This window comes from Rhodothermales bacterium (genome assembly GCA_017643395.1).
GTDB lineage: Bacteria > Bacteroidota > Rhodothermia > Rhodothermales > UBA10348 > JABDJZ01.
In genome coordinates this window covers 1-11,628 of the sequence record JAEPNP010000007.1, presented here as the reverse complement: position 1 = coordinate 11,628, position 11,628 = coordinate 1, and the positions used below count along the sequence as shown (strand labels likewise).

The 11,628-nt window shown below is 64.4% G+C and carries 13 protein-coding genes; 4 read left to right on the top strand and 9 right to left on the bottom strand.

The features are described from left to right. Nucleotides 1–28: 28 nt before the first annotated feature. Nucleotides 29–448: a hypothetical protein gene (locus JJ896_17405; protein MBO6781439.1), complete on the bottom strand. Its 420-nt coding sequence runs from the start codon at nt 446–448 to the stop codon at nt 29–31. Next, nucleotides 441–932: a phage holin family protein gene (locus tag JJ896_17400; protein ID MBO6781438.1), complete on the bottom strand. Its 492-nt coding sequence runs from the start codon at nt 930–932 to the stop codon at nt 441–443. Before JJ896_17400 ends, JJ896_17405 begins: the two co-directional genes overlap by 8 nt. 101 nt (nt 933–1,033) lie before the next feature. On the opposite strand from JJ896_17400, the gene JJ896_17395 reads away from it, so the two are divergent. After that, entirely contained in the window at nt 1,034–1,291 is a 258-nt protein-coding gene (locus JJ896_17395; GenBank protein ID MBO6781437.1) for a NifU N-terminal domain-containing protein, read from the top strand. A 456-nt stretch (nt 1,292–1,747) separates the two neighbouring features. Here JJ896_17395 and JJ896_17390 read toward each other — a convergent pair whose 3' ends face one another. The 6 genes from JJ896_17390 to JJ896_17365 form a co-directional block, all read right to left on the bottom strand. After that, the gene (locus JJ896_17390; GenBank protein ID MBO6781436.1) at nt 1,748–2,770 is read right to left on the bottom strand and encodes a hypothetical protein; all 1,023 of its coding nucleotides are present in this window, start codon (nt 2,768–2,770) and stop codon (nt 1,748–1,750) included. Further along, nucleotides 2,767–3,141: a fluoride efflux transporter CrcB gene (gene crcB, locus JJ896_17385; protein ID MBO6781435.1), complete on the bottom strand. Its 375-nt coding sequence runs from the start codon at nt 3,139–3,141 to the stop codon at nt 2,767–2,769. The genes JJ896_17390 and crcB overlap by 4 nt, the downstream gene beginning before the upstream one ends. 1 nt (nt 3,142) lies before the next feature. Continuing rightward, nucleotides 3,143–4,333, bottom strand: a complete 1,191-nt coding sequence (locus JJ896_17380; GenBank protein ID MBO6781434.1) for a thiolase family protein — start codon at nt 4,331–4,333, stop codon at nt 3,143–3,145. A 214-nt stretch (nt 4,334–4,547) separates the two neighbouring features. Continuing rightward, nucleotides 4,548–4,799: a hypothetical protein gene (locus JJ896_17375; GenBank protein MBO6781433.1), complete on the bottom strand. Its 252-nt coding sequence runs from the start codon at nt 4,797–4,799 to the stop codon at nt 4,548–4,550. 318 nt (nt 4,800–5,117) lie between these two features. After that, on the bottom strand, nt 5,118–5,627 hold the full coding sequence (locus JJ896_17370) for a BrxA/BrxB family bacilliredoxin (GenBank protein MBO6781432.1): 510 nt from the start codon (nt 5,625–5,627) through the stop codon (nt 5,118–5,120). A gap of 238 nt (nt 5,628–5,865) precedes the next feature. Continuing rightward, a complete protein-coding gene (locus JJ896_17365) occupies nt 5,866–6,201 on the bottom strand; it encodes a YtxH domain-containing protein (GenBank protein ID MBO6781431.1) in 336 nt (111 codons plus the stop codon). 206 nt (nt 6,202–6,407) lie between these two features. Between JJ896_17365 and greA the strand changes: the two genes are divergently transcribed. Both greA and JJ896_17355 read left to right on the top strand, forming a co-directional pair. Next, nucleotides 6,408–6,884, top strand: coding sequence for a transcription elongation factor GreA (greA, locus tag JJ896_17360; GenBank protein MBO6781430.1), 477 nt, complete (start codon nt 6,408–6,410; stop codon nt 6,882–6,884). Between the two features lie 73 nt (nt 6,885–6,957). Next, entirely contained in the window at nt 6,958–7,929 is a 972-nt protein-coding gene (locus JJ896_17355; protein ID MBO6781429.1) for a DegT/DnrJ/EryC1/StrS family aminotransferase, read from the top strand. Nucleotides 7,930–7,978: 49 nt separating this feature from the next. On the opposite strand, the gene nagB is transcribed toward JJ896_17355, so the two are convergent. Beyond that, nucleotides 7,979–9,865, bottom strand: a complete 1,887-nt coding sequence (gene nagB / locus JJ896_17350; GenBank protein MBO6781428.1) for a glucosamine-6-phosphate deaminase — start codon at nt 9,863–9,865, stop codon at nt 7,979–7,981. 96 nt (nt 9,866–9,961) lie between these two features. On the opposite strand from nagB, the gene JJ896_17345 reads away from it, so the two are divergent. Then, nucleotides 9,962–11,287 carry a wax ester/triacylglycerol synthase family O-acyltransferase gene (locus tag JJ896_17345; protein ID MBO6781427.1) on the top strand — a complete coding sequence of 442 codons (1,326 nt, stop codon included), beginning with the start codon at nt 9,962–9,964 and terminating at the stop codon, nt 11,285–11,287. The last annotated feature ends 341 nt before the right edge of the window (nt 11,288–11,628 follow it).

Sequence of the window (11,628 nt, the reverse complement as noted above, 5' to 3'; positions counted from 1 at the left end):
GGAGATCGATTCAGGGAAAAGAGCCGGTTTACGGCGTCTCCTGTTCCCCGTTCCTGCGGAAGGAGCGATTCACCAGCTCCTTGACGGCCGCGTTCATGGCGGCTTTGAATGCGTAGCCGACGACAAAGGCGATTACGCCCTTCTTGGCCGTCTCCTCTTCGATGATGGGGCGAGGCGCCGGCTGAGTCTTGACGCGATCTTTGATCGTGTCGATGAGCTCCTCGGTCATTCCCGACTTCTTGCGCTTGCTGCCGCCAAATGCCAGTCCGATGCCGAGGCCGAGGAGGACCGCCAGACCGACGCGTTTCGCGGTCTTTGACTCGACACTGGCCCCGGCACGCAGCACGGCCGGCAGCTTCACGCTGTCCTCCATGTTGCGGAGCCGATTGGAAATGGAGTCGCTGGCCGACTTGAGACGGGCTTCCAGCTCGGCGCGAGTATCAGCCATTCGGATTCTGCTTTGGAGTGTTGTCTCGCGTGCCGGTTTTCGGCTTGTCGCCGCCGGAGTCCTTCAGGGCGGGCCGCGGAGGCTGATGTGCCGGGCCGGGTAGTTGCAGCATGCGGTCCTTGCGGGGCCGCCCGGCCACCACCCGCATCGAGCCCGGCAGGAACGTCGGTCGAAGCCAATGCACCATCGCGGCGGCCAGGAAGAGGATACCCCCCATCGCCAGGAAACCAAGCGCGTTGGATTCCCACCACGCGCCCAGACCCAGGGCGCCGGCTACCATCAGGAAGACAACCGCCATTGCGCTGAAAAAGGCGACGATGGCGGATGCCATGGCCTTGCCGGCCATCGCCTCAATCTTCTCCTCGAAGTCGAGCTCCATCAACCGGAGCTTGGCGTCGAGCCACTCCCGGGTGTCGTCTACCAGGCCCTTGGCTTCGCTAGCCAGGCGCCCGATCCGGCCGTTTTGCCCTGAACTGTCGGACATGTTTTGATCAACGATACACTTTCGCGAAATCTGAGGGATGCAACGATACGGCCCCTTCTTCGTTCGCGCGGCTGTTTGAACAGTTTCAGGAATCCGGCCGCATGGGCAAGATCACCACGCACCCCACGCCCAACCCCAACAGCCTCAAGATCACGCGCGCCGAGCGCTTCATCGAGGAAGGAATGGAGAGTTTTGCGACGTCTCTCGAAGCGGAGGGCCATGCGCTCGGGGAACCGCTGTTTCGGATTCCGGGCGTGATCAACGTGTTCATTCTCCCGGACTTTCTGACGGTTACCAAGGATCCGGCGGCGCGGTGGGATGACGTGCTGCCGGGGGTGAAGGAGGTGCTGGAGGGTTAGGGGTGCGGGGCCGCTGAGGCCGGTGAGGGTTGCTGCGGCCGGTCAGGCCTGCCGCGCGCGGTGAGGCCTGCCGCGGGGGTTGCTGCGGCCGCGGGGGTTGCTGCGGCCGCGGGGTTTGCTATGGCCGCGGGGTTTGCTGCGGCCGGTGAGGCCTGCCGCGCCCGGATCGCGGGGTCCCGCCGCCGGGTCCGCCCGCTCATCGCGGCCGATCAGGCCGATCGAGGCCGCCCAAGCCGCCGATCAGGTTCAAAAACCGCCCCGGATGGAACCTAAACCTCGCCCGAGCCGCCGATTAGGTTTCAAAATCACCCGGATGGAACCTAAACCTCGCCCGCACCGCTGTTTAGGTTCAAAAACCGCCCCGGATGCAACCTAATGCCCGCCCGGACCCCGAGCAGGGTGTGAGAGCACTAGTAGCGTCCGCGAGATCCCAGACCAGACCTCGCCGTTTCCGACCTACAGCGCCCGCAGCCAGGCAACCGTATCGCGGCCGTCCGCGTGCCAATCCAGGGTCGGCCGCTGCGCCTCTCCGAGCGCGACCCGCTCAGCCGGAACCCGCAGATCCAAGCCACTCCGCGCGCTGACCACCTGCAGCGACTCCTCGTGATCCCGAATCCACAATTCGGCCCCGGCCACATCGTCCACCGGCACCCAACGCAAGTGCCCGGGCACCTGGGGCTCCGCATCCCCGCGCGAAACCAGGTAAACCAGCCCTTCCCCGTACGCATGCGGTGCATTCACGGCGTCCAGGAACGCCTGCTGCATTTTCAGCGAGCCAGAGGTGCGCGCGTGCGCTGGAAACGTGCCGCGAAAAACGGACAGCGCCTCGAAGTAGGGGTCGGCATCGATGTCGCCCGCGCCGAACACGATCGCAACGTTGCGGCAGCCGAGCCCTTCGTGCAGCAAGACGTCCTCTGCCAGCCCCAGGCGTTCGTCCTCTGACTCCCGACCGTCAACCACCGCCACGGAATAGCGATTTCCGCGCAACAGGGCTGGAACGCCGAGTTCGTCGGTCACCATGGTCAGATGTTCGATCGTTTCATCAGTCCCCGACGCGATCAGCGCATCCACGACCTCAGGCAACCCGTCGTGATCCACAAACTGCGCCTCCGGTCCCCCGAAAGCCGCCGCTTCCTCGGCGAACGCTGGCAGCAGCCACGGGGATCGGCTCGATACAGACCCGATGAACCGGTGCCCCAGGCCGACCACAGCCAGATAGTCCTGAAGACCGGCGAGTGGCACGTTGCCTGCCTCGATGACGCCGACGTCTAGGGGCGCGGAGACCCCATCGCCCAGCCAGCCGTCCAGGGATTCCCGGTCGATGAGCTCCATCTGCTGATTCACCGCGAATGCAAGGGCTTCGGCGGTGAATCGATTGTCCGCCTCCAGCGTGCGGGCACACGCCTCGACGCGCGCGGGATGTTCCTCATGGCGCCAACGGGAGGCAGCCTCGACGATGGCCTTGCGCACGTCCGTCATGCCCACGTGTGTCCGAGGCGCAGGCCCCCGTAGGCCGCCAGGAGGCAGAGCACGTTTGAGGCAAGCATGTTGGCGGCCGCGAGGCCCATGCGACCGTCCCGAAACAGGTCCAGGGTCTCGATCGAAAAGGTCGCGAACGTGGTGAAAGACCCCAAAAGCCCGATGAACAGGAACGACGCGGCCGCAGGTGTGAGCGGCGTTTTCTCCGCCATCGCCCACAAGATCCCGATCACCAGCGACCCTGCGACATTGGCTACCAGCGTGCCAAGCGGGAAGGCCGTTCCCGCGAATCGGTGCACGCCCATGACCGTCACATACCGCAAGACCGCCCCGATGGCGCCTCCGGAGGCGACCCAGAGGATGTTCGCCACCTCAGGCCCGCTCTAGCGTGACCGCCGTTCCGCCGCCGGTGCCGTGACAGATGGCCGCGAGGCCCTGCTGTTTGTCATGCGAGCGGAGCGCGTGGATCAGCGTCACCAGAATGCGTGCTCCCGAGCAGCCGATGGGGTGGCCGAGGGCAACCGCGCCGCCGTGCACATTCAGCTGGTCGTGCTTCACGCCGAGTTGGTCACAGAACAGCACGTTGTTGAGTGAGAACGCCTCGTTGTTCTCGAACAGGTCGTAGTCGGCGATGGACTCTCCGGCTTTGTCGAGCAGGCGCTTGACGGCGGGGATCGGTGCTTCTGGGAATCGCCAGGGTTCGCCCGCGGCCCACGCGCCGGCCTTGTATCGGGCGATCGGCTTCAGGCCGTGCGCCTTCACCGCGTCTGCGCTGGCCAGCAGTAGCGTCGCGGCGCCGTCCGAAATCTGGCTGGCATTGCCGGCCGTGAGAACGCCCTCCTTGTCGAACGCGGGACGCAGTCCGCCGAGGGATTCCGCGGTGGTGTCGGCACGAATGCCCTCGTCCTGCTCGAGCGTGACCGTTTTGCGGCGTTCGCGGTATTCAATAGGCAGCACCTCATCGGCAAAGTGTCCGTTCTCCCATGCCTTGGCGGCGCGCTGGTGGGAGGCGGCAGCCATCGCGTCGACCTGGTCGCGGGTGACGCCTTTTTCGCCGGCCAGGCGTTCGGCCTGGCTGCCCATGGCCTCGCCAGACATCGGGTCGGTCAGACCGTCGTGCAGCAGGATGTCGGTCAGGCCCTCCGGGTTGCCCATGAGGAATTTGTAGCCCCATCGAGCACGGGAGCTCAGGTAGAAGCCAGTTCCGGACATCGACTCGGTGCCGCCTGCCATAACCAGATCGGCCTCCCCGGCCTTGATCATTGTGGCGGCCTGCATCACCGACATCATGCCGGAGGAGCAAACCATATCGAGCGCGACGCCGTCGACGGAGTCGGGGATGCCGGCTTTGAGCGCGGCCTGTCGCGGAATCAGCTGTCCGTGCCCTGCCCGCAGGATGTTGCCGGACAAGTAGATGTCGAGCGCACCACCGTCGACGCATGTGCGATCCAGCAGCCCGCGCATCACATGCGCAGCCAGATCTACCGGCGAATGGTCCTTGAGCGCGCCGCCGAAACGGCCAATCGGGGTGCGCACCGCACCCACCACGAATACATCCCGCATGGTTGTCAGACTGGGTTTCAAATGACCCGGCCTAAACGGAGCCTGCGCGCGGCGGGTTCAGCGGCGTGGCGTGGATTCCCGGCCAAGATGGAAGCGGTTCCGGGCGATGGGGTCCGCGGCTGGACGTGCGGAGCGAAGCGAGATTCCGCAGGGCCGGACGGGGCGCCTTGGGTACGGGGTCCGTCGAAGTGGAGCGGCTACCTGGCTGGGGTGCCTATTTCTCCCAGCGCGCGAGGCTGAGATCGTCCCGCTTCTGGTTGTAGAAGTAGCCAAGCAGCAGTCCCTTGACCAGGGTGCCCGCTTCTTCCTCCGTGACATCGTAGTGCTCGTTCAGCACTTCCATGCGCACCCGACCGTTCAGCCTGCGCACACGAGCAAGGATGCCGAACTCCACGGCGAGATTCATCATCTCGGAGAGCGTCGGCTCCGGATAAATCGACTTTTCCTGCGTGGTTAGGGCTAGCATGGGGGCGATGGCGTTTCACCTTGGGTATCGGCGCGCCGGTTCCCCGCTTAATGCCCCGTCTTGATCGCGCTTCCTCGGTGGTCGGCGGCCCCCAAATGGAATTCGGGGGCGCGATTACACGTCGGGTGCCATCATCAGGACTGCAAGGTGGAATAGGGCCCCGGATTCGACACGTGCCCCCCCAGCGAGCGGTCAAACGTGGAATCAGCCCCCGCTAGTCCACTCTGCGGCCTCGTGGGCGGGCCTCATAAGCCACTCCTCCGCCTGCGGCACCGAGAGCGACACGCCCAGCGCGGTCCGCAACGCCCCAAAACCGCCCTACAAAATCGAGCGGAACGTGGACGGAAGTCCTTCGGGAGCTTTTTGCTCGACCTCGGGGGTCTCCACGCCGGAAGCCTCGGCCCCATCGCCCGCGTATTTCTGGATAGCCTTGGCGAGATCCGTGGCGATCGCCGGCGCGCTCCGACCCTCAATGTGGCGGCGCTCCAGCACGAACACGGGATCGCCGTCCTTGAAAAGGGCCATAAACGGCGATGACGGAGGCACGCCCATCAGATGCATCCGGGCCTGGGCAGTCGCCTCCAGATCCTGACCGGCGAAAACGGTGCCCCAGCGATTGGGCTGCACCGGGAGCTGGCGAACCATGGCAACGGCCGGGCGGGCGTTCGCCGCCGCACAGCCACACACTGAATTGATAACCAGAACCGACGTGCCGGAGGCTGCCTCGGAGAAGAAGTCATCTACTTCCTCGGCATTCGTGAGCTCTTCCACGCCAAGACGCGTGAGTTCGGCTCGCATGGGACTGACCAACTGCTCGGGGTACGGCATATGTAAATGTCTTGTAGACTTATTGGATTGCAGTTGTAATACGTAGTTGTTGCGACGAGGATTCCGCGATCGCCCCCGGGCCTTTGCATGCCTGGGACTAGCCGGTCTGCCCTGACGGCCCCCGCGCCTTGCAAGCCCCGACCAAGCCGCTAACGGCCGCCTCGCTGCAAGCCGGACCAAGACCCCGTCGCCCAGCACACCCGGGCCTTCCAAACTGCCCAAGACCCCATCGCCCGAACTACTTCCGGGGCATGTGCCTCAGGTCAGACGCAACCTCGTCCCGGTCCACCTCGAACGCTTCCGGGTCCTCCGGCACATCGGGCAAAACCTGATCCACCGTCGAGTGCTTGACTCGCTCCCCGAGGTCATGGCTGGCTTCGCGCAGGTGCGCGCTTACCTCGGCCAGTCGCTTCTCAAGCCCGTCCAATTGGCCGTCGATTCTGCTGAGGCGGGAGCGCGCCTCGTCTGACAGCCGCTCCCGGGTTTCGGCGCCGGACTGTGGAGCGAGCAGGATCCCGGCAACCACACCGCCGGCAAACGCGACCACGCCCGTCATGAACTTGTCGATACTCATATGTCTCACTGACCTCTGGGTGTACTGCTTAAACCGACCTGCCGATCGCAGTTCCGATAGTCGGATCTTTCGCAGCCGAGATCGCGTTTGAGGGCATCAATTTCGCCAGGGCTCCGCAGGGCCGTGGCGTTTTCTTGTAATTGGCCATCCTCATTCGAGCTCCTGCTGGCATCGGGGCTCAGTCTCAATCTTCCTCGACGGTTCCAATGGATAAGCCGGTCTACCTTACGCCCGACGGTTTGCAGAAGCTCAAAGACGAGCTCCGCTGGATGAAGACCAAGGAACGCCCGCGCATCTCGCAGGCTATCGCCGAAGCGCGGGAAAAAGGCGATCTGTCTGAGAATGCGGAATACGATGCGGCCAAGGAGGCTCAGGGACTTCTCGAGGCAAAAATCGCCAAGATGGAGACCACCATCTCCAACGCACGCATCGTGGACGAAGGCAAGATGGATACCTCCAAGGCATTCATCCTCTCCAACGTCACGGTCAAGAACAAGGCCAACGGCATGGAGCAGACCTACACGCTGGTCTCCGCGGCAGAAGCTGACATCACCAAGGGTCGCATCTCGGTCACGAGCCCCATCGGAAAGGGCCTGCTCGGCAAGGAAGTGGGCGATGTCGTGGCTATCAAGGTGCCCGCCGGCAAGGTAGAAATGGAGATCACCGGGATCTCGCGCGCCTGACAGAGCTCCCGCCCGCCTCGGCGGTCCGGTGATTGACCTCAGAAGCGATACCGTCACCCGGCCAAGCCCTGCCATGCGGCAGGCGATGGCCGATGCCGAAGTCGGGGACGATGTATTCGGCGAGGATCCGACGGTTGTGCGACTCCAGGAGCGAATTGCTGAGTTGCTCGGCAAGGAGGCGGCCCTGTTCGTGCCCTCCGGGTCGATGGCCAATCAACTCGCCCTGCGTGTGCACACGGCACCCGGCGACGAGGTGATTTGTGAGGCCGATGCGCACATCGTTCACTACGAGTCCGGCGCCGCAGGAGCGCTCTCCGGTGTGCAGCTTCGACCCGTGCAGGGGCATCGGGGTATGCTCACGGCTGGCCAGGTCCGGGAGGCCATCCGGCACGGCTACTACTGGGAGCCTCAGTCCCGGCTTGTCTGTCTCGAGAACACCGCGAACAAGGCGGGCGGCTGTGTTCTGCCCCAAGCGACCGTCCTCGAAGTCGCTGCCGCCGCTCGGGAACGGGGTTTGTCGCTCCATCTGGACGGTGCCCGCCTCTGGAATGCTGCAGCAGCACTCGGCACGACGGAACGCTCGCTCGCCGCGCCATTTGACACCGTCAGCGTCTGCCTTTCAAAGGGCCTCGGGGCGCCCATCGGCTCCTTGATTGCCGGACCTGCCGAACTGATCGAGAAGGCCCATCGCTGGCGAAAAGTGTTCGGTGGCGGCATGCGGCAGGTTGGCGTGATCGCAGCGGCGGGACTCTATGCCGTCGAAAAGCATCGCACGGACCTGGCCGAAGACCACCGCCGGGCCAAAGCGCTGGCAGCAGGACTTCAGGGACTGCCCGGCGTCACCATTGACCGGGACGATGTCGACACGAACATCGTCATGTTCGATGTGGCTGATGCGTTCGATGCGCTCGAAAAACTGAAAGCGCACGACGTGCTGATGGTGCCTTTCAGCCCGACCCGGATCCGCGCGACGACCCATCGGGATGTGGGAGATCGTGACATCCATGACGCGCTACTGGCGGCTCGAGCGGTATTCAAGGCCTGAGCTGAGTCGGCGGTCGGCATGACCGCCGGGTGCCCGAGCCCCCCATCGCTCAGATGAGCCGTTCCGCCGTGACGTACGCCTCCGCCGCGTAGAACTCCGGCAACCCGAGATTATTCAGGGCCTCTGCAGTGCGAGTATTGCGGTCCCGCGCGCGCTCCCAGAACTCCCGCGCATCGTACGCGCCCGGAAACATGGCGCGATCCTTCTGGCTCTCGTGTTTGAAAATCGCCTCGATCTTGCGATTCAGTTCCGATTTGGTGAGCGGGACAAACACCTCGGCCCGGTCGATCTCCCACTCCTGCCAGGCTCCGCGGTATAGCCAGACCAGCGGCCCGAATCCGTGCTGCCCCCGGTACGCATCGACGGCCGCCGCAATGGCGGCGTAGCACATCCTGTGCGTGCCGTGCGGATCCGAAAGGTCCCCCGCCACAAAGATGTGCGCCGGCTTGAGCTCATTCATCAACCCGAGCACGATCTCCACATCCTGCGGTCCGATGGGATTTTTTCGGACCATGCCGGTCTGGTAAAACGGCATGTCAAGGAAGCGGGCGTGCTCCTTACCCAGACGCATCACCTCGATGGCAGACACCGCCTCGGCGTACCGGATGTACGCCTTGATGCGCTGTACCTCGGCAGTGTCGATTTCGCCCGGACCCTTGGCCGCCAGCGCATCGCGAATTGCCTCGACCCGGGCCTGAAGGGTCTCGTCTCCCATCACCGGAAGACTGAGCTCCAGGAAATGCAGATACCGCCGCACGTCTGCGTCAAACACTGCAACCGACCCATTGGTCATGTAGGCGACCGTCAGATCATTCTCGTTGCGCGCCAGCTTGTCCAGCATGCCGCCCATCGAAATAACATCGTCATCAGGATGCGGACTGAACACGATAATGCGTTCTCCCGCAGGCAGTTGCTCCAGGTATCTCACACGTTGTCGCAAGTCCTCAAACACCTTCCTGCAGAGCGAGTCAGTGTCCGGCCAATTGGATACGAGGTCGTGCAAGTGCTGCCTGTGGAAGTCTGATTCCTCCAGCCGAAGAATGGCTCGGCCCACTACCTCCGACAGCCAGATCACGGCGCGCTTGGCCATGTGGTCGGTCCAGGTCACGGACTTCACCAGCCACGGCGTCTTCTCGCGAGTCAACTCGCTGGCCGCCGCACGGTCCAGGTAAAACGTGCAGTCCCTGTGGTGCTGGAGAAACGTTGCCGTGACCTCCCGACTCGGCTCCTCCTCCACCGCCCTGCGCACGATCGGCGCCTTGTGCTCCCCGGTCGCGATCAGGATCACCTCGCGCGCGTCGAGGATGGTGCCGACCCCCATCGTAATCGCCTCGCGCGGCACGTTGTCGTCCCCAAAGAAGTCACTGGCGGCGTCCTTGCGCGTGATTTCGTCCAGGACGATGGGACGGGTGCGGGTTTTCACGCCAGAGCCCGGCTCATTGAAGCCTACGTGCCCACTCCGCCCGATCCCGAGCAGAATGAGATCGATTCCGCCCGCCTTCTGGATCGCGAACTCGTACGACTGGCAGTACTCCTCAAGCTCTTCGCGCCCCACATCGCCCTTGGGAATGTGGATGCTCTCCTCGGGGATGTTGACGTGATCGAAGAAGTTCTCCCGCATGAATCGGTGGTAGCTCTGCAGGCTGTCCGGCTGCATGGGGTAGTACTCGTCCAGGTTGAACGTCACTACCCGGCTGAAGTCCAGCCCCTCCTCCCGGTGCATGCGAACCAGATGCCCATAAACGCCGATGGGCGTGGAGCCCGTGGGCAGGCCGAGCACGAGCGAATCGCCCACCGCGTTGCGCTCCTCAATCAGCGTGGCGATGCGCCTTGCGACCTGGAAACTGAGCTGTGCCGGCTCGTCGAAAATCAGTACCGGGACCCGCTCCTTCTGCGTTCCGTCGGCACCTGCGGTTGACGGATGGGATACCGCCATGGCTCTTTCAGGGGACGTGGATATTCCGGGCGAGCAGCGAGTATACGGCGGCTCCCGTTGATCCGTGCTTCCGTCCTGCCGGGCGCCCAACTGTTCATGAATCGATATCCGATGGACCCCGTCGATGCCGCGTGGTGGCGCATGGACAGTGCGACCAACCGCATGAGCATCGTGGCTGTCCTGGAATTCGACCAGCCGTTCTCGGTCACGGATTTTACGGAGCTGTTGCGTGAGCGCCTCGCGCCGTTTGACCGGTTTCGCCTGCGGGTGACCTCGGTTCGCGGCCGCCCCTACTGGGAGGAGGACCCCTCCTTCGATTTCTCTCGGCACGTCGTGCCTTCCGCGCTCCCCGGGCCTGTCACCGAAGAGGCCCTGAAGTCGCTCGTGGGGGAATCAATGAGTGAGGGCCTGCCCGAAGATCGTCCTCCCTGGCAGTTCGTGGTGATCGAGTCCTACAACGAAGGGTCCGCCGTCGTCGCTCGCCTGCACCACGCCATTGCCGACGGGCTGGCGTTGATTCATGTCCTCCGGTCACTCGCGGACGATGCGGGGGCTGCCATGACTACCTCGCTAGCCGGCATGCCCAAGTCCGGCGATGAGGAGCCGGACGAACTGGCCGAGTTGCTCGAGCCCGTGCCCGAGCACCGTTTCGGATGGCGCGACATCGTCGCCTGGTTCAAGAACCTGCCGGGGCTGGCCTTGGCGCTGGCCAAGTTCGCGTTCACCGGACGGGACAAGCGCACGCGTTTCCGCGGCCATCAGGGTGTCGAAAAAAGGGTCGACTGGACCCTTCCCATGGACCTGAAGCAGCTCCGCCGGGCGGCGGTAAAGCACTCCGCCACCATCAACGACCTACTGCTGGCGGCACTGGCCGGGGCGCTGCGTCGTTACCTGGAGCGCTTCCGGGAGGTCAAGGACAACTTTGAACTGCGGGCGATTATCCCGGTGAACCTGCGTCACCGGCACGACGAACTCGGCCTCGGCAACCGCTTCGGATTGGTGATTCTGCCCCTTCCCGTAGGCCTCAAGAGTTTGGCCGCACGCATCTCTGAGATCAGCAAACGCATGCTGGAGGCGCGCACTTCCATGGAGCCGGTAGCGGCGTTTGGTCTGCTGCAAGCGTTGGGGCGTGCTCCCGGTTTTGTGGAGGACGCGGCGGTCTGGAAGCTGTCGGGCACCTCATCGGCCGCCATCACGAATGTGCCCGGGCCTCGGCGGCCGCTGGTGCTTGCCGGCCGCACGCTCAAGGAGCTCATGTTCTGGGTGCCGCGCGGCGGATCTGTGCCGATGGGCTTCAGCATCCTGACCTATGGGGGACAGGCGCGTATCGGACTTGCCACCGACGCCGGGCTGGTGCCTGATCCGGACGCGCTTGCGGTGGAAGTGGCGGCGGAACTCGGTGCACTAGGGCTCACGGAGTAGGGGTTAGCTGGTGCTGCCGCGCGGGGCGCGGGCGGGGCGTCGGGGCTCTGGCCGGCCGGCGGCGCCGGGGCGCGGGGTCGCAGCGCCTGGGCGCGGGGTCGCAGCGCCGGGGCGCCGGGCGCGATGGGCCAACCGGGGCCGTTCGGGAGCGTCAACCCGCCGGTCACATGGAATCGGCACCCCATATTCGACATACGGGGCCGTCCGCGGGGTAGATTCTCGTCTAGTTGAAACTAGATATAGCAAGGGGTTCCTTCCCGGGTGAGAGACTGCAACCCTTTTTGTGTAATTGCTCTCTGAGCGGGTTGCTGCATTAGATCCGGAAGCCCCAGTTGTCGGGG